This is a genomic window from Streptomyces sp. NBC_01622, assembly GCF_045209635.1.
Classification (GTDB): domain Bacteria; phylum Actinomycetota; class Actinomycetes; order Streptomycetales; family Streptomycetaceae; genus Streptomyces.
Window position 1 is genome coordinate 5,822,751 of the sequence record NZ_CP109293.1, and the last position, 20,976, is coordinate 5,843,726.

Annotated in this window: 20 protein-coding genes; 16 read left to right on the plus strand and 4 right to left on the minus strand. The window is 72.3% G+C overall.

Going from position 1 to position 20,976, the window contains the following annotated elements:
• The first annotated feature begins 188 nt into the window (after positions 1–188).
• The 4 genes from OH768_RS26725 to OH768_RS26740 are packed head-to-tail and all read left to right on the plus strand — an operon-like array spanning position 189 to position 3,484.
• Positions 189–1,598 carry a DUF2252 domain-containing protein gene (locus OH768_RS26725; protein WP_406457654.1) on the plus strand — a complete coding sequence of 470 codons (1,410 nt, stop codon included), beginning with the start codon at positions 189–191 and terminating at the stop codon, positions 1,596–1,598.
• Positions 1,595–2,185 (plus strand): hypothetical protein, encoded by a 591-nt coding sequence (locus OH768_RS26730; protein WP_406457656.1) that lies wholly within the window; start codon positions 1,595–1,597, stop codon positions 2,183–2,185. The genes OH768_RS26725 and OH768_RS26730 overlap by 4 nt, the downstream gene beginning before the upstream one ends.
• Positions 2,166–3,140: a J domain-containing protein gene (locus OH768_RS26735; protein ID WP_406457658.1), complete on the plus strand. Its 975-nt coding sequence runs from the start codon at positions 2,166–2,168 to the stop codon at positions 3,138–3,140. Before OH768_RS26730 ends, OH768_RS26735 begins: the two co-directional genes overlap by 20 nt.
• A 14-nt stretch (positions 3,141–3,154) precedes the next feature.
• Positions 3,155–3,484: a rhodanese-like domain-containing protein gene (locus tag OH768_RS26740; RefSeq protein ID WP_406465454.1), complete on the plus strand. Its 330-nt coding sequence runs from the start codon at positions 3,155–3,157 to the stop codon at positions 3,482–3,484.
• Between the two features lie 14 nt (positions 3,485–3,498).
• Here OH768_RS26740 and OH768_RS26745 read toward each other — a convergent pair whose 3' ends face one another.
• Complete coding sequence (locus OH768_RS26745; protein ID WP_406457660.1) at positions 3,499–4,632, minus strand: acyl-CoA dehydrogenase family protein; 1,134 nt, start codon at positions 4,630–4,632, stop codon at positions 3,499–3,501.
• A gap of 217 nt (positions 4,633–4,849) precedes the next feature.
• Between OH768_RS26745 and OH768_RS26750 the strand changes: the two genes are divergently transcribed.
• From OH768_RS26750 to OH768_RS26760, 3 genes are read left to right on the plus strand one after another with little or no spacing between them, the layout of a single operon-like run.
• Positions 4,850–5,641 (plus strand): DUF5819 family protein, encoded by a 792-nt coding sequence (locus tag OH768_RS26750; protein ID WP_406457662.1) that lies wholly within the window; start codon positions 4,850–4,852, stop codon positions 5,639–5,641.
• Positions 5,638–6,861 carry an HTTM domain-containing protein gene (locus OH768_RS26755; RefSeq protein WP_406457664.1) on the plus strand — a complete coding sequence of 408 codons (1,224 nt, stop codon included), beginning with the start codon at positions 5,638–5,640 and terminating at the stop codon, positions 6,859–6,861. Before OH768_RS26750 ends, OH768_RS26755 begins: the two co-directional genes overlap by 4 nt.
• Entirely contained in the window at positions 6,858–7,610 is a 753-nt protein-coding gene (locus OH768_RS26760; protein WP_406457666.1) for a TrmH family RNA methyltransferase, read from the plus strand. Before OH768_RS26755 ends, OH768_RS26760 begins: the two co-directional genes overlap by 4 nt.
• A gap of 69 nt (positions 7,611–7,679) precedes the next feature.
• On the opposite strand, the gene paaN is transcribed toward OH768_RS26760, so the two are convergent.
• Positions 7,680–9,371 (minus strand): phenylacetic acid degradation protein PaaN, encoded by a 1,692-nt coding sequence (paaN, locus tag OH768_RS26765; RefSeq protein ID WP_406457668.1) that lies wholly within the window; start codon positions 9,369–9,371, stop codon positions 7,680–7,682.
• A gap of 172 nt (positions 9,372–9,543) precedes the next feature.
• Here paaN and OH768_RS26770 point away from each other — a divergent pair, with 172 nt between their 5' ends.
• Complete coding sequence (locus tag OH768_RS26770) at positions 9,544–11,058, plus strand: 3-hydroxyacyl-CoA dehydrogenase (RefSeq protein ID WP_406457670.1); 1,515 nt, start codon at positions 9,544–9,546, stop codon at positions 11,056–11,058.
• Positions 11,055–11,645: a TetR/AcrR family transcriptional regulator gene (locus OH768_RS26775; protein WP_019073529.1), complete on the plus strand. Its 591-nt coding sequence runs from the start codon at positions 11,055–11,057 to the stop codon at positions 11,643–11,645. The genes OH768_RS26770 and OH768_RS26775 overlap by 4 nt, the downstream gene beginning before the upstream one ends.
• Positions 11,646–11,687: 42 nt before the next feature.
• Here the strand turns inward: OH768_RS26775 and OH768_RS26780 are convergent, their stop codons facing one another.
• Positions 11,688–12,188: an Lrp/AsnC family transcriptional regulator gene (locus OH768_RS26780; protein ID WP_406457672.1), complete on the minus strand. Its 501-nt coding sequence runs from the start codon at positions 12,186–12,188 to the stop codon at positions 11,688–11,690.
• Positions 12,189–12,362: 174 nt separating this feature from the next.
• Between OH768_RS26780 and pdhA the strand changes: the two genes are divergently transcribed.
• The 7 genes from pdhA to OH768_RS26815 are packed head-to-tail and all read left to right on the plus strand — an operon-like array spanning position 12,363 to position 20,285.
• On the plus strand, positions 12,363–13,499 hold the full coding sequence (pdhA, locus tag OH768_RS26785) for a pyruvate dehydrogenase (acetyl-transferring) E1 component subunit alpha (protein WP_406457674.1): 1,137 nt from the start codon (positions 12,363–12,365) through the stop codon (positions 13,497–13,499).
• Complete coding sequence (locus tag OH768_RS26790; RefSeq protein ID WP_406457676.1) at positions 13,496–14,500, plus strand: alpha-ketoacid dehydrogenase subunit beta; 1,005 nt, start codon at positions 13,496–13,498, stop codon at positions 14,498–14,500. The genes pdhA and OH768_RS26790 overlap by 4 nt, the downstream gene beginning before the upstream one ends.
• Positions 14,500–15,813 (plus strand): dihydrolipoamide acetyltransferase family protein, encoded by a 1,314-nt coding sequence (locus tag OH768_RS26795; RefSeq protein WP_406457678.1) that lies wholly within the window; start codon positions 14,500–14,502, stop codon positions 15,811–15,813. Before OH768_RS26790 ends, OH768_RS26795 begins: the two co-directional genes overlap by 1 nt.
• A gap of 54 nt (positions 15,814–15,867) precedes the next feature.
• Positions 15,868–16,785 (plus strand): NTP transferase domain-containing protein, encoded by a 918-nt coding sequence (locus tag OH768_RS26800; RefSeq protein WP_406457680.1) that lies wholly within the window; start codon positions 15,868–15,870, stop codon positions 16,783–16,785.
• On the plus strand, positions 16,782–18,167 hold the full coding sequence (locus tag OH768_RS26805) for a molybdopterin molybdotransferase MoeA (RefSeq protein ID WP_406457682.1): 1,386 nt from the start codon (positions 16,782–16,784) through the stop codon (positions 18,165–18,167). The genes OH768_RS26800 and OH768_RS26805 overlap by 4 nt, the downstream gene beginning before the upstream one ends.
• Positions 18,164–19,258, plus strand: coding sequence for a potassium channel family protein (locus tag OH768_RS26810; protein ID WP_406457684.1), 1,095 nt, complete (start codon positions 18,164–18,166; stop codon positions 19,256–19,258). The genes OH768_RS26805 and OH768_RS26810 overlap by 4 nt, the downstream gene beginning before the upstream one ends.
• A 46-nt stretch (positions 19,259–19,304) precedes the next feature.
• Positions 19,305–20,285 (plus strand): NAD(P)H-quinone oxidoreductase, encoded by a 981-nt coding sequence (locus OH768_RS26815; RefSeq protein WP_406457686.1) that lies wholly within the window; start codon positions 19,305–19,307, stop codon positions 20,283–20,285.
• A gap of 12 nt (positions 20,286–20,297) precedes the next feature.
• On the opposite strand, the gene OH768_RS26820 is transcribed toward OH768_RS26815, so the two are convergent.
• On the minus strand, positions 20,298–20,912 hold the full coding sequence (locus tag OH768_RS26820) for a hypothetical protein (protein WP_406457688.1): 615 nt from the start codon (positions 20,910–20,912) through the stop codon (positions 20,298–20,300).
• Positions 20,913–20,976: the final 64 nt, after the last annotated feature.

Here is a 20,976-nt window from a genome sequence, read left to right on the forward strand (position 1 = left end):
CCCCGGCTTCGGGCGGTTGCCGATGCCTGGTCCTCGCGGGGTCCGCCGGGCGCCGTGGGTTTTCCACAGGCGTGGCGCTGTCCACAGGCGCCGAGTTGTCCACAGGGCCTGACGCGTTTTCGCCACCGGCTGTACGGTCGTCGCGAGTTGATGTTCGTGCGTGCGCAAGTGCGGGGGAGGCGGTCGGTATGACCGAGGCCGGAATCGGTGTGGGGCGCAGGCTGCCCGGAGTGCGGGGCTTCGCCACGTGGCCGGTGGAGGGATCGCCCAAGGAAGCGGGCAAGGCGCTGCGGGAGAGCGTCCCGCGCGCCGCGCACGCCGCGCTCGGTCTGGACGGCTCCCGCCCCGACGCGGTGACCGCCGTCGAGGAGTCGGGCCGCGGCCGTATCCCCGGGCTCACGCCGATACGAGTGGGCCGGATGGCGGCCACCCCCTTCGCCTTCCTGCGCGGTTCGGCCGGCCTGATGGCCCACGACCTCGCCCGCACCCCCATGACCCGGATCGGCGCCCAGATCTGCGGCGACGCCCACGCGGCCAACTTCGGCCTGTACGGCGACGCCCGCGGCGGCCTGGTCATCGACCTGAACGACTTCGACGAGACCGTGCACGGCCCCTGGGAGTGGGACCTCAAGCGGCTCGCCTCCTCGCTGGTGCTCGCGGGCCGGGAGGCCGGCGCCGACGAGTACACCTGCCGTACGGCGGCGCACGGCGCCGTGGGCTCCTACCGCCGCACCATGCGGCTGCTCGCGAAGCTCCCGGTGCTGGACGCGTGGAACGCCATCGCGGACGAGGAGTTGGTCTCCCACGCCGACGCCCGCGACCTGCTCGGCACCCTGGAGCGGGTCTCTGAGAAGGCTCGGGGCAACACCAGCGGGCGGTTCGCGGCCAAGTCGACCGAGGCGGCCGAGGACGGCGGGCGCCGCTTCGTCGACGCCTCACCTGTACTGCGCCGGATCCCGGACGGGGAGGCGGCGGCGGTCGCGGCGTCCCTGGAGTCGTATCTCGACACGCTCTCCGAGGACCGCCTCCCACTGCTCGCCCGGCACACGGTGCACGACGTCGCCTTCCGCGTCGTCGGCACGGGCAGCGTCGGCACGCGGTCGTACGTCGTGCTGCTGCTGGACCACCGCGGCGAACCGCTCGTCCTCCAGGTCAAGGAGGCCCGCCCCTCGGCGCTGGTGCCGCATCTGCTGACCGCCGGATTCGACGCGCCGTCCGTCGAGCACGAGGGTCGGCGCGTGGTGCTCGGGCAGAAGCGGATGCAGGTCGTCAGCGACATCCTGCTGGGCTGGACGACGGTCGACGGACTGCCGTTCCAGGTACGGCAGTTCCGCAACCGCAAGGGCAGCGTCGACCCCGCCGCCCTCGCCGCCGACCAGATCGACGACTACGGCCGGATGACCGGCGCCCTCCTGGCCCGCGCCCACGCCCACAGCGCCGACCCACGCCTGGTCGCCGGGTACTGCGGCAAGAACGACGAACTCGACGAGGCGATAGCGACGTTCGCCGTCACCTACGCCGACCGCACCGAGGCGGACCACGCGGAGCTGGTGTCGGCGGTGCGGTCGGGGCGGGTCGCGGCGGAGCTGGGGGTGTGAGGTACGTCGAACTCGACGGAGGCGTGGGTGAGATGACGGGGGTGATCGACCCCCGGCCGTATCTGGCGGAGTTGCCCGGGTTCGCGGAGCGACTGCCGCCGGGGGCGCGGGAGTTCGCCACGGACCCCGATCACTACGCCTTCCGGGGCAGACGGTGCGTGAAGGATCTCGCACCGCAGGGGGCCGTCCGCAGCGGCGAGGACGGGATCGAGATCCGGTTCCGGCACAACTGCTGGAAGCACGAGGAGGACCTGGTCATCCGCTACACCGGGGTCTCCGTCTTCCGGGCGGACGGGCTGGACGAGACGGGTGAGAGGGGTGAGAGGGGTGAGAGGGGCGAGAGGGGCGAGACGGAAGTGCTGGACGTGCCGGAAGGTCCGGGCGTCCGTGATCTGTCCGTCCTGGGTGACGTGATCCTGGACGAGGTGCTCCCGGCCCCCGGCGGCTGCACTCACGAGATCGGCTGCCGCCCGGGCACGCTGTTCGTCGCCTGCCGGGACCTGTCGGCCGAGTGGTCGGTGGCCGACTGTCCGGAGGCGAGGGGCGGCCGTGGCCTACGCTGGTCGGGTGACGACCCCGGAAGCTGAGCAGTCCCAGTCCGCGCCCGTTGGAGAACCGGTGCCGGAGCAGGCGGGTGCCGAGATGCCGTCTGCCGCCGGAGCCGCGGCGGGTGAGGGTTCGGTGCGCGAGGAAACCGGGGGCACCGGTCCGGCGGACGGTGCGGCGCCCCGGCCCGAGGAGCGGCTGGAGCGGGCCGTACGGGCCGCCGAGCAGGCGTTGATCGAGTACGAGATCGCGGTGGACACCTTCCGCATCGAGGTCGAGAACTTCTCCCGGCTGCACCACCAGAAACTCGGCCCGATGTACTCCAGGCTCGACGAGCTGGACGCGCGGATCGCCGAGGCCAAAGCCGCGCGCACCGGCGACCCCGAGGACATCCGCCTGGCGGACGAGGCCCGTGCCCGGGTGATGCCGATGCCCGCGGTCGAGGAGCTGTTCCACGGCTGGATGGACGGCGACGGCCTGTTCCCGGAGGCCGCGGCGATGCTCACGGAACAGCCGGTACGGCCCCCGCAGCGGGTGCGCCCCAGCGAGGAGGCCCGCAAGCTCTACCGCGAGCTGGCCCGCAAGGCCCACCCCGACCTGGCGCAGGACGACGACGAGCGCAAGCGGCGCGAGGAGTTCATCACCCGGGTCAACGCCGCCTACAGCCGGGGCGACGCCCCGCTGCTGCGCGAGCTGGCCGAGGAGTGGGCCGCGGGACCGGCCCCGGCGGAGCGCGGCCCGAGCCCCAGCGAGGAGCTCTACGCCCGCCTCGAATGGCTCGCCCAGCGCAAGGAACTACTCACTCTCGTCGCCCGGGAACTGGAGGAGGGCGCCATCGGCTCCATGCTCCGGATCGCTCCGGACGACCCCGACCGCCTCCTGGACGAGATCGCGGACCAGTTGCTCGCCCAGGTCGCCGAGCGGGAGGCCGAGTTGGCGGCCCTGCTCGGGGAGCCGGACACGTCCGCCGGAGCGTCGGGTAGCGTCGAGTCATGAGTTTCGGAGCTGGTGTGCCCACGGTCGAGGTCGGCGACCTCAAGGACGGCGACTTCCTGCTGGACGTCCGCGAGGACGACGAGTGGCAGGCGGGTCACGCCACGGGGGCGCTGCACATCCCCCTCAGCGAATTCGTGGCCCGGTACGGCGAGTTGACCGAGGCGGCGCCGCAGGACGCCAGGGTCCATGTGATCTGCCGCTCCGGCGGGCGTTCCGCCCAGGTCACGACGTATCTGACCCAGCAGGGCATCGACGCCGTGAACGTCGACGGCGGCATGCAGGTCTGGGCAGCCGCGGGCCGCCCCGTCGTCACCGACGAGGGCGAACCGGGCTTCGTTCTCTAGGACTTTCAGGGCCCCTAGCCGAGCGGATGGGCCGCCAGCAGGTCCCCCAGCGCCTCCTCGTGTGCCGCCGCCGGGCCGAGCGACAGCTCCAGGTGCTTGGCCCAGGCGTGGTACCGGTGCAGCGGATAGTCGGTGTCGGCGCCGAACCCCCCGTGCAGATGCTGCGCGGTCTGCACGACCCGTCGTACCCCCTCCGCCGCCCAGATCTTGGCCACGGCCAGGTCCGCGGCGGCGGGCAGCGCGCCCGGTGCGCCCGAGGCGATCCGCCACGCGGCCTGCCACAGCGTGGCCTCCATCGCGCGCAGGTCGATGTACCGGTCGGCGGCCTGCACGGCGACGGCCTGGAAGGTCGCGACCGGGAACCCGAACTGCTCGCGCTTGCCTGTGTATTCGGCGGTCATGCGCAGGACGGCGGTGCCGAGCCCGAGGGCCAGCGCGCAGGTGCCGGCGGTCAGCAGGTCGCGCAGCCACTCCCAGGCGCCGTCGGCGTCGATGACGTCGACCACCGCGATCGGCACGGATTCGAGGCGGAGTTCGGCGAGCCGCTCGCCGGTGGTGGAGAGTTGCTCGGCGAGTACGACGCCGTCGCGGTCCGGGGCGACCAGCGCGAGGACGCTCCGGTCGGCGTCCGTGTGCGCCGGTACGACGACCAGGTCCGCGTTGTGGGCCCACGGCACCGCCGTCTGCACCCCGTCCAGCAGCCACCGGTCGCCGTCCCGCCGTGCCGTCACGGCGAGCTCGGCCGGGTCGTGGCCGGTGCGCCCGTGCGCGGCGACGGTCAGCACGAGGTCGCCGCGGGCCGCCCGGGCGAGCAGGCCGGACCTCAGCTCCTTGCTGCCGAAGGCCTGTACGGCCGCCGCGGCGGCGCTGCTCTCCAGGAGCGGCACCCTGGCCAGCACCTTCGCGGACTCCCGCAGCAGCAGACAGAGGGCGATGGCGTCCAGGCCCGCTCCGCCGTACTCCTCGTCGAGCAGCAGGCTCAGCAGGTCGGCCTCGGCGAGCCTGGCCCACAGCGCCCGGTCGAAGTCCTCGGCGACGGCGCCCGTGGTGTCCGCGGGACTGGGCACGGAGTCCGGCACGACATCGGCGAACACCCCCGCCGCCGCCTCGGCCGCCGCCTGCTGCTCCTCGCTGAAGGTGAAGTCCACGGTTTCCGTCCTTCCGCAAGACCTGATCTGACGGAGCGTCAAGATAGAACACGTTCTACAAGAAGGGAACGGCTCGGCCGGGTGCCCTGTGGACAACCTGCGGTAGTCCCCGTGGACAACATGACAACGTGCACGGCCTGTGGGGATCGGGACTGTGCCGGGAGCGTGCGGCTGAGTACCGTTCCGTGCGACGGACAGGAATCGGAAACGGGGCGCAATGGACGCGAACGACGGAGGCTCGAACGCCCCCGAGGGGGAGCAGACACCGGTCTCCTCCTCCGAGGGCCCGCGCACGCCCGCCGCCCCCGAGGGGCCGCACGTGCCCGCGCAGCAGCCCCCGCACCCGCCCGCACCGGACCCGCCTGTCGGCGTCGCCGCGCTGTCCCTGCGCTACCAGGTGGGTGCCGCGCTGGCGGTCGCGGTCGTCGCGGTCGCCGCCCTGGTCCATCTCGGGATGGTGTTCCTGCACGTCGCGCCGTCGAACACGGTCACGAAGCAGCACGGCAAGGCGATCGACGAGTGGATCTACCCGGAGTTCGAGCAGAACTGGAAGCTGTTCGCGCCCAACCCCTTGCAGCAGAACATCGAGGTCCAGGTGCGCGCCGACATCCGCACGGCGGCCGGTGAGACCCGTACGACCGGCTGGTACGACCTGTCGGCCGAGGACGGCGCGGCCATCGACGGCAATCTGCTGCCGAGCCACACCGAGCAGAACGAGCTGCGCCGGGCCTGGGACTTCCTGACCGCCACCCACGACGGCAACAACCGCGCGGTAGGGGTGCGCGGCACGCTCGCGGAGACGTATCTGCGGCGCATCGTCGTGCTGCGCCTGGGCCGGGACGACGCCGCCGGACCGGGCGGTACCGTCCAGCGTGTCCAGGTCCGCTCCCGTACCACCAACGTGCCCCCGCCCGAGTGGAGTGACGAGCAGGTGTCGACCACGCCCCAGTACCGCACGCTGCCCTGGTGGCCGGTTCCGGCGGACGAGGGCGCGGGAGGTGTCCGGTGAGCGGCTTCGCGCCGTCGGTCTCCCGCGGCATCGCCCGCGTCACCGAGTCGACCCTCGGCCCCTACCAGAGCGCCGTGATCCGCATCGGCTTCGCCGCGACCTGGCTGCTGTTCCTGCTGCGCGAACTGCCCCACCGCCAGGAGCTCTACGGCCCCGACGGACCCTGGAGCTGGGATCTGGCCCGGCAACTGATCGCGGACAACGGCGCGTTCACGGCTCTGATGTGGTCAGACGGGCAGTTCTGGTTCGAGACGGTGTACGCGCTGGCCGTACTGGCGAGCGTCCTGCTGCTGCTGGGCTGGCGCACCCGGACGACGTCCGTGCTCTTCATGGTCGGAGTGCTCTCGCTGCAGAACCGCAGTGTCTTCATGGGCGACGGCGGCGACAACGTCCTGCACCTGATGTCCCTCTACCTGGTGTTCACCCGCTGCGGCCAGGTCTGGTCCCTCGACGCGCGCCGGGCCGCCCGAACCCGGGAGGCACGCGCGCGTGGAGAGCGGATTCCCGACCGGGCCGGACCTGTCCTGTGGGTCGCCCTCGGCGCGGTGCTCGTCGCGGTGACCTCGGCCGGCCGCTTCGACAGCGACTGGTTCGTGCCCGCGCTCCTGTGGGGCGTCTGGCTGGCGCAGGCCCTGTGGTGGGCGGTCGGGCGCTACGCGAAGTCGTACGAGCCCCGGGTGCTGCTGGACGTCGTAGCGAACGTGGTCCACAACGGAGCCCTGTTCGTCATCGCGACGGAGGCCTGTCTGATCTACGCGACGGCCGGCTGGTACAAGATCCAGGGTTCCCGCTGGCAGGATGGCACCGCCGTCTACTACCCGCTCCACCTCGACTACTTCTCCCCCTGGCCCGGCCTCGCCGGCGTGCTGTCCTCCAGCGGCACGATGGTGATGCTGGTGACCTACGGGACGGTGATCGTGCAGGTCGCCTTCCCGTTCACGCTCTTCAACCGGCGGGTCAAGAACGTCCTGCTGGCCCTGATGATGACCGAGCACGCGGTGATCGCCGTGCTCCTGGGGCTGCCGTTCTTCTCCCTGGCGATGATCGCGACGGACGCGGTCTTCCTGCCGACGTCGTTCCTGCGCCGGCTCGGCGGATGGGCGGCACGCGCGCGTGGGCGGTGGTTCACGCGGGGCGGCCGTACGGTGCCGGACGGGGATCCGGGGGAGCCTCGCGCCCCGGAGAACCCCGAGCACAGCCACGTAGGCTTCACCGCATGACCGACCCCGCAGCGGCCGACTGGCACCGGCTCGCCGAGACCGCCGTGCTGCTCGACGGCTTCCACGCCCTCAAGCACGCGCTGCGCTTCGGCGCCGAGGTCCCGATCGCGGTGACCACGGACCGGCGGACGGCCCTCGCCCTCGCCGGTGACCTGGCCCCCGACGTACGGGACACCCTGGACACGCTGCTGACGGAGGTCCCGGAGGCCACGTACCGCACCTTCGTACCGCGCCCCCACCCGACAGGGGTGGCAGCCCTGGCCGTACGACCGGCGCGCGAGGCCAACCTCCAGCAGCTCGGGCATCTGCCCCGCCGTACCCCCGTAGTGGTCCTCGACAACCCGCGCAACCTCGGCAACGCGGGCGCCGTGATCCGGCTCGCCGCCGGTTTCGGGGCGACCGGGGTGGTCACCACCGGGACGCTCGACCCCTGGCACCCCACGGTCGTCCGCGCAGGCGCGGGCCTGCACTATGCGACAGCCGTGGAGCGCCTGACGGTGGACGCACTGCCGCCCGGCCCGGTGTTCGCCCTGGACCCGGAGGGCGACGACATCCGGGGACTGAAGCTCCCGGACGACTCCGTTCTTGCCTTCGGCTCCGAACGCAGCGGCCTCTCGCCCGAACTACGCGCGCGTACCGACCACTTGGTAGCCCTGCCGATGCGCCCCCAGGTCTCCAGCTACAACCTGGCGACGAGCGTGGCGATGACGCTGTACCACTGGAGCACGTCCACAGCAGCGCCCCTTTAGGGGCGCGAGGAACTGCGCGACAAGCCACAACGGACCGCCCCCCACGCAGCAATCGCACCTCCCGAGCTCCTAGGCGTCCCGACGAACCTCAACAACCCGGAACCGGTTCGCGACAAACGCCCCATCACACAGCGCCGCGTTCGCCGCCGGGTTACCCCCAGACCCGTGGAAGTCCGAGAACGCAGCCGTCTGATTGACGAACACCCCACCCGTCAGATTCAGCGACAACTGCGCCGCCTCCTCCAGACAGACCTCCTCGACGGCCTTCTCGACCTCCTCGTCGGTGGTGTACGCCCCGACCGTCATCGCCCCCTTCTCCCGCACCGTCCGCCGCAGCAGCTCCACCGCGTCGGACGCCGAGTCGACCGCGACGGCGAAGGAGACAGGCCCGAAGCACTCGCTCATGTACGCGGCCTCGTCGTCGGGCTTGGCGCCGTCCAGCTTCACGATGACCGGCGTGCGGACGACCGCGTCAGGGAAGTCCGGGTTGCTGATCTCCCGTGAGGCGAGGGCGACTTCGCCGAGGGAGGCGGCGGCCTCCAGGCGGGCCTTCACGTCCGGGTTGACGAGCGCGCCGAGGAGACCGTTCGCGCGGGCGTCGTCGCCCAGGAGGCCGTCCACGGAGCGTGCGAGATCGGCGACGACCTCGTCGTATGACTTGGGGCCCTGGTCGGTGGTGATGCCGTCGCGGGGGATCAGCAGGTTCTGCGGGGTGGTGCACATCTGGCCGCTGTACAGGGACAGGGAGAAGGCGAGGTTGGACAGCATGCCCTTGTAGTCGTCGGTCGACTCGACGACGACCGTGTTGACGCCGGCCTTCTCCGTGTAGACCTGCGCCTGGCGGGCGTTGGCCTCCAGCCAGTCGCCGAAACCGGTCGAGCCCGTGTAGTCGATGATCCGGATCTCGGGGCGGGTGGCGAGCGTCTTCGCGATGCCCTCACCGGGACGCTCGGCGGCCAGTGCCACCAGGTTCGGGTCGAAGCCGGCCTCGGTGAGCACCTCACGGGCGATCTGCACGGTGAGCGCGAGCGGCAGCACCGCGCGCGGGTGGGGCTTCACCAGGACCGCGTTCCCGGTGGCGAGGGAGGCGAAGAGGCCCGGATAGCCGTTCCACGTCGGGAAGGTGTTGCAGCCGATGACCAGGGCGGTCCCGCGCGGGACCGGCGTGAACTCCTTGTTCATGACGAGCGGGTCGCGCTTGCCCTGGGGCTTGGTCCACTCCGCGACGGCGGGGGTGCGGACCTGCTCCGCATACGCGTACGCCACGGCCTCCAGACCGCGGTCCTGGGCGTGCGGGCCGCCCGCCTGGAACGCCATCATGAAGGCCTGGCCGCTGGTGTGCATGACCGCGTGCGCGAACTCGTGCGTCCGGTCGCCGATCCGCTTGAGGATCTCGATGGAGACCACGGCCCGCGTCTCCGCGCCCGCGTCCCGCCAGGCCCGCTGCCCGGCGCGCATGGCCGGCAACAGGACATCGAGGTCGGCGTGCGGGTACGTCACGCCCAGCTCGATGCCGTACGGCGAGACTTCGCCGCCCACCCAGTCGTCGGTGCCGGGCTGGCCGAGGTCGAGGCGGGCGCCCAGGAGGGCGTCGAAGACGGCCTTGCCCGCCGCCGCGTCCAGGCTGCCGTGCTCGCCGTAGGCCTTCGGGTGTTCGGGGTGCGGGGACCAGTACGCGCGCGTGCGGATCGCTTCGAGCGCCTGGTCGAGTGTCGGCCGGTGCCGGGCGATCAGCTCGTGCGCGGTCGGTTCGGCGGCCATGCGGGACCAACTCCTCTTCTCAAGAACTCGTCTGCGAGCTCATGACCTGGGCAGGAACAGGGGAAGGATCAGGGGCGGAAACGGGCGGTCAGAGTTAGAGTAACCGAACGATCGGTCGGGACAAGGGGGTCCGCCGCATCTGTGGAAAACCCCGTGCGGGAGGATCGCGGACATGACAGCACTGGACCTCAGCAGCCCCGTGGCCGTCGTCGGCACCGGCACCATGGGCCAGGGCATCGCCCAGGTCGCGCTGACCGCGGGTCACGTCGTACGGCTGTACGACGCCGTTCCGGGGCGGGCCCGGGACGCGACCGCCGCGATCGGCGCCCGGCTCGACCGCCTCGTCGAGAAGGACCGGCTCACCGCCGCCGACCGGGACGCCGCACACGGCCGTCTGCTGCCCGCCGAGAACCTCGCCGAGCTCGCGGACTGCACCCTGGTCGTCGAGGCCGTGCTGGAGCGGCTGGACGTCAAACAGCAGCTGATGCGCGACCTGGAGGACGTCGTCGGCGAGGACTGTCTGCTCGCCACCAACACCTCGTCCCTGTCGGTGACGGCCATCGGCGCCGCCCTGCGCAACCCCGGCCGCTTCGTGGGCCTGCACTTCTTCAACCCGGCCCCGCTGCTGCCGCTCGTCGAGGTCGTCTCCGGGTTCGCCACCGACGTCACGTCGGCCACGCGCGCGTACGAGATGTCCCGCGCCTGGGGCAAGACCCCCGTCGCCTGCGCCGACACCCCCGGCTTCATCGTCAACCGCATCGCCCGGCCCTTCTACGCCGAGGCCTTCGCCGCCTACGAGGCGCAGGCCGCCGACCCGGCCACCATCGACGCGATCCTGCGCGAGTCCGGCGGTTTCAAAATGGGCGCCTTCGAACTGACCGACCTCATCGGCCAGGACGTCAACGAGTCCGTCACGCACTCCGTCTGGCAGTCCTTCTTCCAGGACGTGCGCTTCACGCCCTCGCTCGCCCAGCGCCGCCTGGTCGAGTCCGGCCGCCTCGGCCGCAAGACCGGACAGGGCTGGTACGACCACGGGGACGACGCCGAGCAGCCCGAGCCGCACACCGCGGAACCGGCCCAGGCGCCCGCCTACGTCGTCGTCGAGGGCGACATGGGCCCCGCCGCCGACCTGGTCGCCCTGATCCGCGGGGCGGGCATCGTCGTCCGCGAGGAGGAAGAGGACCACGGCACCCGGATGGTGCTGCCCGGGGGCGGACAGCTGGCGCTCGCCGACGGGCAGACCTCCGTGGAGTTCCGTGACGTCGTCTACTTCGACCTCGCCCTCGACTACCGCAGGGCCGGCCGCATCGCCCTGTCCGCCTCCCAGGACACCGCGTCGCAGACCCTCTCCGAGGCGATCGGCCTCTTCCAGGCGCTCGGCAAGGACGTCAGCGTCATCGGGGACGCCCCCGGGATGATCGTCGCCCGCACGGTGGCCCGGATCGTCGACCTTGCGCACGACGCCGTCGCCAAGGGCGTCGCCACCGAGGAGGACATCGACACCGCGATGCGCCTTGGTGTCAACTACCCCCTGGGTCCGTTCGAATGGAGCCGCAGGCTCGGCCGCAGCTGGGCCTACGACCTCCTGGACGACCTGCACCTGCGTGATCCGTCGGGACGGTACGCGCCGTCCCTGGCGCTCTACCGCCACGCGTACGCCACCGAGAAGCGGGAGGGCACCCCATGACCACCGCCAAGCGCGACACGTACACCCCCGAGAGCCTGCTCTCCGTCGCCGTCCAGGTCTTCATCGAGCGTGGCTACGACGGCACCTCCATGGAGCACCTCGCCAAGGCGGCCGGTATCTCCAAGTCGTCGATCTACCACCACGTCACCGGCAAGGAGGAGCTGCTGCGCCGCGCCGTGAGCCGCGCTCTGGACGGCCTCTTCGGGATCCTCGACGAGGAGCACGCGCGCGTGGGGCGTGCCGTCGAGCGGCTGGAGTACGTCGTGCGGCGGATGGTCGAGGTGCTGACCTCCGAGCTGCCGTACGTGACGCTGCTGCTGCGGGTGCGCGGCAACACCGACACCGAGCGGTGGGCGCTGGAGCGGCGCCGTGACTTCGACCACCGGGTGGCCGAGCTGCTGAAGGCCGCGGCGGCCGACGGCGATCTGCGCGGCGACGTGGAGGTACGGCTCGCGACCCGGCTCGTCTTCGGGATGATCAACTCCATCGTGGAGTGGTACCGGCCCGACGGACGGGGCATGGGCGAGCGCGAAGTGGCCGACGCGGTGGCCCAGTTGGTGTTCGCCGGGCTGCGCGCCCCGCACTGAGCCGAAGCCGGCCACCGGGCCCGCACCGGCCCTCGGGCCGGGTCAGCCCTGTGGCTCCAGGTCCTCCTCCTCGAACACCAGCAGGGTGCGCGAGCTGAGCACCTCGGGGATGGCCTGGAGCCGGGTGAGCACCAGCTCGCGCAGCGCCCGGTTGTCCGGTGTGTGCACCAGCAGCAGGACGTCGAAGTCGCCGCCCACCAGCGCGATGTGCGAGGCGCCCGGCAGCAGTCTCAGCTGCTCGCGGACCGTGCGCCAGGAGTTCTGCACGATCTTCAGGGTGATGTACGCCGACGTGCCCTGGCCGGCGCGTTCGTGGTCGACCCGGGCGCCGAAGCCGCGGATGACACCGTCCTCGATGAGGCGGTTGATACGCGCGTAGGCGTTGGCGCGCGAGACATGCACCCGTTCGGCGACCGACCTTATCGACGCGCGGCCGTCCGCCTGGAGCATCTGCAGGATGTCCTGATCAATGGCGTCGAGCGGGCGCGGGGGCGGCAGGGCGTTGCCCGCCTCCGGGCCTTCGGCCATTTGTTCAGGTGCCATGTCCCCCCGCCTCCCTACCATGGACGTACTGCGTTCATTCCAGGTTGTGGAGAACCGTTTGTCCACAGCCTGAAGCCGCGTGTAGCCAAAATGTGCCGACGACCGAACAATCGGTAGGGAGGCGCCGCACGTCCGAGGCGTCTCTCCGAGCCACTCCCACGAGGAGGTGCCGTCATGACGGTCATGGAGCAGCGGGGCGCGTACCGGCCCACACCGCCGCCCGCCTGGCAGCCGCGCACGGACCCCGCGCCGCTGCTGCCCGACGCCGCGCCGTACCGCGTGCTCGGCACCGAGGCCGCCGCACACGCCGACCCCGGGCTGCTGCGCCGCCTGTACGCCCAGCTGGTGTCCGGCCGCCGGTACAACGCGCAGGCCACCGCCCTCACCAAGCAGGGCCGGCTCGCCGTGTACCCCTCCACCACCGGTCAGGAGGCCTGCGAGGTCGCCGCCGCGCTGGTCCTCCAGGAGCAGGACTGGCTCTTCCCCAGCTACCGCGACACCCTCGCCGCCGTCGCCCGCGGCCTCGACCCCGTGCAGGCCCTCACCCTGCTGCGTGGCGACTGGCACACCGGCTACGACCCGCGCGAGCACCGCATCGCCCCGCTGAGCACCCCGCTCGCCACCCAACTGCCGCACGCCGTGGGCCTCGCCCACGCGGCCCGTCTCAAGGGCGACGACGTGGTCGCGCTCGCCATGGTCGGCGACGGCGGCACCAGCGAGGGCGACTTCCACGAGGCCCTGAACTTCGCCGCCGTGTGGCAGGCCCCGGTCGTCTTCCTGGTCCAGAACAACGGCTTCGCGATCTCCGTCCCCCTCGCCAAGCAGACCGCGGCCCCCTCCCTGGCCCACAAGGCCGTCGGCTACGGCATGCCCGGCCGCCTGGTCGACGGCAACGACGCGGTCGCCGTGCACGAGGTCCTCAGCGAGGCCGTACGGCACGCGCGCGAGGGCGGCGGTCCCACACTTGTCGAGGCGATCACGTACCGCATCGAGGCCCACACCAACGCCGACGACGCGACCCGCTACCGCGGCGAGACCGAGGTCGAGGCCTGGCGGGCGCACGACCCGATCGCCCTCCTGGAGCACGAGCTGACCGAGCGCGGCCTCATCGACGAGGCCGGCATCCAGGCCGCGCGTGACGCCGCCGAGGCCATGGCGGCCGAGCTGCGCGCGCACATGAACCAGGACCCGGTGCTCGACCCCATGGACCTGTTCGCCGATGTGTATGCCGAACCCACCCCCCAACTGCGCGAACAGCGCGAACAGTTGGCGGCCGAGCTCGCGGCCGAGCGGGAGGGGACGCACTCATGACCACCGTCGCCCTCAAACCGGCCACCATGGCGCAGGCCCTCACGCGCGCGCTCCGCGACGCCATGGCCGCCGACCCCACCGTGCACGTCATGGGCGAGGACGTCGGCACCCTCGGCGGAGTCTTCCGCGTCACCGACGGCCTCGCGAAGGAGTTCGGCGAGGACCGCTGCACGGACACCCCCCTCGCCGAGGCCGGCATCCTCGGCACGGCCGTCGGCATGGCGATGTACGGCCTGCGCCCGGTCGTCGAGATGCAGTTCGACGCGTTCGCCTACCCGGCGTTCGAGCAACTGATCAGCCACGTCTCCCGCATGCGCAACCGCACCCGGGGCGCCATGCCCCTCCCGATCACCATCCGCGTCCCCTACGGGGGCGGCATCGGCGGCGTCGAGCACCACAGCGACTCCTCCGAGGCCTACTACATGGCGACCCCGGGACTCCACGTCGTCACCCCGGCGACGGTCGCCGACGCCTACGGCCTGCTGCGTGCCTCCATCGCCTCCGACGACCCGGTCGTCTTCCTGGAGCCCAAGCGCCTGTACTGGTCCAAGGACACCTGGAACCCCGACGAGCCCTCACCCGTTGAACCGATAGGCCGCGCCGTGGTCCGCCGCCCGGGCAGCAGCGCGACACTCATCACCTACGGCCCCTCCCTGCCCGTCTGCCTCGAAGCCGCCGAGGCGGCCCGGGCCGAGGGCTGGGACCTCGAAGTCGTCGACCTGCGCTCCCTGGTGCCCTTCGACGACGAGACGGTCTGCGCGTCCGTACGGCGGACCGGCCGCGCGCTCGTCGTGCACGAGTCGGGCGGTTACGGCGGCCCGGGCGGCGAGATCGCGGCCCGCGTCACGGAGCGCTGCTTCCACCACCTGGAGGCACCGGTGCTGCGCGTCGCCGGGTTCGACATCCCGTATCCGCCGCCGATGCTGGAGCGGCACCACCTGCCCGGCGTCGACCGGATCCTGGACGCCGTGGGACGGCTGCAATGGGAGGCCGACAACTGATGGCACAGGTACTGGAGTTCAAGCTCCCCGACCTCGGCGAGGGCCTCACCGAGGCGGAGATCGTGCGCTGGCTGGTCCAGGTCGGCGACGTCGTCGCCATCGACCAGCCGGTCGTCGAGGTCGAGACGGCCAAGGCGATGGTCGAGGTCCCCTGCCCCTATGGCGGTGTGGTCACGGCCCGCTACGGCGAGGAGGGCACCGAACTGCCCGTGGGCGCCCCGCTGTTGACGGTCGCGGTGGGGGCACCGGCCGCCGACACCGACGCGGAGACCGAGGGCTCGGGGAACGTGCTGGTGGGCTACGGCACGGGGGCGCCTCCCGCGCGGCGGCGGAGAGTGCGGCGGATGGCGGCGGACGTCGTGACCTCGGTGGCGGACGCCCCCGCCCCCGGGACCGGCAGCCGCGGCGACGGTCCCGTACCCGTGATCTCTCCCCTCGTACGACGGCTCGCGCGCGAGAACGGCCTGGAACTGCGGGAGTTGACGGGTTCCGGGCGGGACGGGCTGATCCTGCGGGCGGACGTCGAGAAGGCCCTCCGCGCGGCGGCGGCCCAGGAGGCGACCGCACAGGAAGCGACCCTCCTGCCCCCGGCCACGCGCCCCGCGACCACCACCGACACCGACGGAGTCACCCGCACCCCCCTCCGTGGCATCCGGGGAGCCGTGGCCGACAAGCTCTCCCGCAGTCGCCGCGAGATCCCGGACGCGACCTGCTGGGTGGACGCCGACGCGACCGAGCTGATGCGCACCCGCGCCGCCATGAACGCCGCCGCCGGACCCAAGATCTCCGTACTGGCCCTCCTCGCCCGGATCTGCACGGCCGCGCTGACGCGGTTCCCCGAGCTCAACTCCAGCGTGGACATGGAGGCGAGGGAGGTCGTCCGGTTCGACCGGGTGCACCTCGGGTTCGCCGCGCAGACCGAGCGCGGGCTCGTCGTACCTGTCGTACGGGACGCGGGGGCGCGGGACGCGGAGGCGCTGAGCGCGGAGTTCGCGCGCCTCACCGAGGCTGCCCGGACCGGGACGCTGACGCCCGGCGACCTCACCGGCGGGACCTTCACGCTCAACAACTACGGGGTGTTCGGCGTCGACGGTTCCACGCCGATCATCAACCACCCAGAGGCGGCGATGCTAGGGATCGGCCGGATCGTCCCCAAGCCGTGGGTGCACGAGGGCGAGTTGGCGGTGCGCCAGGTCGTGCAGCTCTCGCTCACCTTCGACCACCGGGTCTGCGACGGCGGTACGGCGGGCGGTTTCCTGCGATATGTGGCGGACTGTGTGGAACAGCCGGCGGTGCTGCTGCGCAACCTGTGATCGCGGAAGCCCGCACAAGTTCCCTGTGATCAGGGCGGGACGCATACTCGGGGGGTGACCGCGTACGAGCCCACCGACACCGTGCCCGGCGACGCGTACGACGCCGTCGTGCTCGCCGGTGGTGGTGCCCGGCGGCTCGGCGGTGCCGACAAGCCCGGGCTGCGCGTGGGCGGCCGGGCCCTGCTCGACCGGGTGCTCACCGCCTGCGCCGGCGCCCGGAGCACCGTCGTGGTCGCCGACCCCCGATGCACCCCCCGGCCGGTGCGCTGGGCCCGCGAGGACCCGCCCGGCGCGGGCCCGGTCGCCGCGCTCGACGCCGGTCTGCGCCACACCACGGCCGACACCGTCCTGGTCCTCTCCGCCGACCTGCCGTTCCTCGAAGCGGCAACCGTACGGCGGCTGTTGACCGCACTGCGGACCGGCGGCACCGAAGGCGCGCTGCTCACCGACGCCGACGGACGCGACCAGCCACTCGTGGCCGCGTACCGCGCGCCGGCACTCCGCCGAGAACTCACCGCGCTCATGGAAGAGCACGGCGGCCTCACCGGGCTGCCACTGCGCCGGCTGACCGCCGCGCTCGATCTCGCCCGCGTCCCCGACCCCGTCGCGTCCTTCGACTGCGACACCTGGGACGACCTCGCCATCGCCAGGGCACGCATCAGGGAGCATGAGCACGTGTTGGATGAATGGATTTCCGCAGTCAAGGACGAACTGGGCATCGACCTGGACGTCGACACCGGCATCCTGCTCGACCTCGCCCGCGACGCCGCCCACGGAGTGGCCAGGCCCGCCGCCCCGCTGACCACCTTCCTGGTCGGCTACGCGGCGGCGCAGGGCAAGGGCGGCCCCGAAGCGGTCGCCGAGGCGGCCCGCAAGGCCGTCGCCCTCGCGCTGCGCTGGGCGGACGAGGACACCCCCCAGGCCAAGCCGGACGCCCCGTCCGACGCTCCCGGTCCGGACGCCGCCGGATGACCGCGCGCGGCACGCACACGCACACCGGTGAGCACACCCAGGACGTCGAGGACCTCGACGTCGAGGAGGTACTCGCCCTCGTGAACGAAGCCGGCAGCGGCGGGCACGCCGAGCCCCCGCCGCCACAGCAGGGCACACCTCCGGCCCCCGGCGCACGCCGCGAGCCGGACACCCGTCAGCACAAGGCCACCCCGTGGCCCGAGGCCCGTACCGTCGCCGCCCGCGCCGTACGGTCCGGCGGCCACCGCGCCCCCGTCTCCGTGCCCTTCGACTCCGCCCTCGGCCTGGTCCTGGCCGCGCCCCTCGTCGCCCTGAGCGACCTGCCCTCCTTCGACACCTCCGCGATGGACGGCTGGGCGGTCGCCGGGCCCGGCCCCTGGGATGTACGCGAGGACGGGGTGCTCGCCGGACACGCGGAGCCGGAGCCGCTCGGCGACGGCGAGGCCGTGCGGATCGCGACGGGCGCCCGGGTCCCCGCCGACACCACCGCCGTCATCCGCAGCGAACACGGCCGCACCGACGACAAGGGCCGCCTCCACGCGGCCCGGGACGTCGGACACGGCCAGGACATCCGCCCGCGCGGCCAGGAGTGCCGCAGCGGCGACCACCTCCTGCCCGGCGGCACCCTGGTGACCCCGGCGGTGCTCGGCCTCGCCGCGGCCGCCGGCTACGACACGCTCACCGCCGTGCCCCGCCCCCGGGTCGAAGTCCTCATCCTGGGCGACGAGTTGCTCACCGAGGGGCTGCCCCACGACGGGCTCATCCGGGACGCGCTCGGCCCGATGCTGCCGTCCTGGCTGCGCGCGCTCGGCGCCGAGGTCATCGCGGTCCGCCGGCTCCGCGACGACGAGAAGGCGCTGCACAAGGCGATCTCGGCCAGCACCGCCGACCTCGTCGTCACCACCGGCGGCACCGCCTCCGGCCCCGTCGACCACGTCCACCCCACCCTGCGCCGACTCGGCGCCGAACTCCTCGTGGACGGCGTCAAGGTGCGCCCCGGCCACCCCATGCTGCTGGCCCGCATCAAGGACGACCAGCACCTCGTGGGCCTGCCCGGAAACCCCCTCGCCGCGATCTCCGGCCTGCTCACCCTCGCGGAACCGCTGCTGCGGACCCTGTCGGCACACCCCGCCCCGGAGCCGTACGAGCTGCCCCTCCAGGAGGCGGTGCACGGGCACCCGTACGACACCCGGCTCATCCCCGCCGTCCTGCGCGGCGACTCTGCCGTCCCGCTGCACTACAACGGCCCGGCGATGCTGCGCGGGATCGCGGCGGCCGACGCGCTCGCGGTCGTACCGCCGGGTGGGGCGCGGCAGGGGCAGCGGGTGGAACTCATCGATCTGCCCTGGGCGGTCGCCGGAATCGGGGTGTGTTTCACGTGAAACAGTCGGGCCATGATGCGATCGCCCGCCAGGCAGACGAACATCTCGTGACCCATCGGGTGAAACTCCCGAAGAAAGTGGTCGAGCACCCCTTCCAACAGGTCGCCAGACGACTGTCCATCGCCCTGTGCCTGCTGGCCGCGACCGCGCTGATCGTCTATGCCGACCACGACGGCTACAACGACAACTCGGACGGCTCGGTCGACTTCCTCGACGCGCTGTACTACGCCACGGTCACCCTCTCGACCACCGGCTACGGCGACATCACCCCGGTCAGCGACGGCGCCCGGCTCACCAACATCCTTGTTGTCACGCCCCTGCGCGTGCTGTTCCTGATCGTCCTGGTCGGCACCACCCTCGAAGTCCTCACCGAACGCACACGGGAGGAATGGCGTCTCAACCGCTGGAGGTCCGCGTTGCGGGATCACACCGTCGTCGTCGGCTTCGGTACGAAGGGGCGGTCGGCGATCCAGACCGTGTGCGCGACGGGGCTGAAGAAGGAACAGGTCGTCGTGGTCGACCCCAGTGCGAAGGCGATCGAGGCCGCGAGCAGTGACGGGTACGTCGGGGTCGTCGGGGACGCCACCCGCAGCGAGGTCCTGAAGCGTGCCGAGGTGCACAAGGCGCGGCAGATCATCATCGCGACGCAGCGCGACGACACGGCCGTGCTGGTGACTCTCACGGCCCGGCAGCTCAACCGCGGCGCGAAGATCGTGGCCGCCGTGCGCGAGGAGGAGAACGCGCCGCTGCTCAAGCAGTCCGGCGCCGACGCCGTCATCACCAGCGCCAGCGCGGCCGGCCGGCTGCTCGGCCTGTCCGTGCTCAGCCCCGCCGCCGGCATGGTCATGGAGGACCTCATCCACCAGGGCAGCGGGCTCGACATGACCGAACGGCCCGTCATAAAGGCCGAGGTGGGCAGGACACCGCGCGAGACCGACGACCTGGTGGTGAGCGTCGTACGCGGGCACCGGGTGCTCGGCTACGACGACCCGTCGATCGGGACGCTTCAGCTGACGGACCGCCTCATCAGCATCGTGCGGGTCTCGCCCGGCTCGCAGGTCGCGCCGGACACCCGGCCGCTGCCGGAGTGATCGACCCTCGGCGGTCGGCCGTTTGACGAGGAGTAGCGTCGGGCTCATGCATGCGATCACGATTTCCGAACCTGGTGGGCCCGAGGCGCTGGTGTGGGGCGTGGTCCCCGATCCGGTGCCCGGAGAGGGCGAGGTCCTGGTCGAGGTGGTGGCCACCGCCGTCAACCGGGCCGACATCATGCAGCGCCAGGGTTTCTACGACCCGCCGCCCGGCGCGTCCCGCTACCCCGGCCTCGAATGCTCCGGCCGGATCACTGAGGTCGGCCCCGGGGTCTCCGGATGGTCGGTCGGCGACGAGGTGTGCGCGCTGCTCGCGGGCGGCGGCTACGCCGAGAAGGTCGCCGTACCGGCCGGGCAGCTGCTGCCGGTGCCGCAGGGCGTCGACCTCAAGCAGGCCGCCGCGCTGCCCGAGGTGGTCTGCACGGTCTGGTCGAACGTCTTCATGGTCGCCCACCTCCGCCCCGCCGAGACCCTGCTCGTACACGGCGGCTCCAGCGGCATCGGCACCATGGCGATCCAGCTCGGCAAGGCGGTCGGCGCGAAGGTCGCCGTCACGGCCGGCACCAAGGAGAAGCTCGACCACTGCGCAGAGCTGGGCGCCGACATCCTGGTCAACTACCGCGAGCAGGACTTCGTCGCCGAGGTCGCGCAGGCCACGGGCGGTGTGGGCGCCGATGTCATCCTCGACAACATGGGCGCCAAGTACCTGGACCGCAATGTCCGGGCCCTCGCCGTCAACGGGCGGCTCGCGATCATCGGGCTGCAGGGCGGCATCAAGGCCGAACTCAACATCGCCGCCCTCCTCGGCAAGCGGGCCGCGATCAGCGCGACCTCGCTGCGGGCCCGCCCGCTCGGCGAGAAGGCGGCCATCGTCGCCGCCGTACGCGAGCATGTGTGGCCGCTGATCGCCTCCGGCCAGGTCCGTCCGGTAGTCGACCGGGAGCTGTCGATGAGCGAGGCGGCGGCAGCGCACCAGGTGGTCGAGGACAGCGGGCACATCGGAAAGGTGCTGCTCGTCGCGCCGTAGGCCGGACGCGTTCTAACCGCGGCGCACCCGGAGGCCGATGAAGGCGAGACCCAGGCCGAGCCCGATGAGGATCAGGCCGCTGCCCAGCGGCAGGATCCGCAGCACGGGCTCGGTGGGGTCCTCGGCGTGGGTGACGGCCTGGTGCACGGGCTGGAGCGGCGGCGAGGACGGCACGACCGCCGCTTCCTGTGACGGTGACGCGGAGTCGGCGGGCGCCGGACCGGCAGAACGGCCGCCGTCGCCGCTCTCGTCCGCCGTCGGCTCGGCCGTGTCCCCGTCGTCACTTACGTCCTCGTCCTCGTCCGCGCTCGGCTGAGCCGTCCGCCCCGGCCGTTCCCGCCCTTCGCCGGCCCGGCTTCCGGCCCGGGAGGGCTCGGCGGAGGCGTGAGAGGGCGTCTGGGCGGGGGTCTGGGCGGGGGCCTGATGGTGGTCGGGACCCGAAGCAGGCCTCAGGGCGGTAGCGGTAGCGGAGGCGGACGCAGGTGCCGTGACCGTCGCACGACCACCTCCGGCGCCCCCAGTACTCCCCGTCCCCAGGCCGTACGCCGGAACACCCCCGTACGGATTCACCACCGGGCCCGTGCCCAGCACAAGCAGTAGTCCCGCGGTGCGCAGCCATGGAGTCACGGGACAAGCGTCACATCGAGCGGGTTTCCCGGCATTCCGGGTTCGGGCAAACGGTGGATCACCT

Coding starts and splice junctions, on each gene's coding strand:
- paaN (WP_406457668.1), bottom strand. CDS start 9,371: ATGGCCGCCGAACCGACCGCGCACGAGCTGATCGCCCGGCACCGGCCG.
- OH768_RS26775 (WP_019073529.1), top strand. CDS start 11,055: ATGACCACCGCCAAGCGCGACACGTACACCCCCGAGAGCCTGCTCTCC.
- OH768_RS26760 (WP_406457666.1), top strand. CDS start 6,858: ATGACCGACCCCGCAGCGGCCGACTGGCACCGGCTCGCCGAGACCGCC.
- OH768_RS26750 (WP_406457662.1), top strand. CDS start 4,850: ATGGACGCGAACGACGGAGGCTCGAACGCCCCCGAGGGGGAGCAGACA.
- OH768_RS26805 (WP_406457682.1), top strand. CDS start 16,782: ATGACCGCGCGCGGCACGCACACGCACACCGGTGAGCACACCCAGGAC.
- OH768_RS26725 (WP_406457654.1), top strand. CDS start 189: ATGACCGAGGCCGGAATCGGTGTGGGGCGCAGGCTGCCCGGAGTGCGG.
- pdhA (WP_406457674.1), top strand. CDS start 12,363: ATGACGGTCATGGAGCAGCGGGGCGCGTACCGGCCCACACCGCCGCCC.
- OH768_RS26770 (WP_406457670.1), top strand. CDS start 9,544: ATGACAGCACTGGACCTCAGCAGCCCCGTGGCCGTCGTCGGCACCGGC.
- OH768_RS26780 (WP_406457672.1), bottom strand. CDS start 12,188: ATGGCACCTGAACAAATGGCCGAAGGCCCGGAGGCGGGCAACGCCCTG.
- OH768_RS26795 (WP_406457678.1), top strand. CDS start 14,500: ATGGCACAGGTACTGGAGTTCAAGCTCCCCGACCTCGGCGAGGGCCTC.
- OH768_RS26815 (WP_406457686.1), top strand. CDS start 19,305: ATGCATGCGATCACGATTTCCGAACCTGGTGGGCCCGAGGCGCTGGTG.
- OH768_RS26790 (WP_406457676.1), top strand. CDS start 13,496: ATGACCACCGTCGCCCTCAAACCGGCCACCATGGCGCAGGCCCTCACG.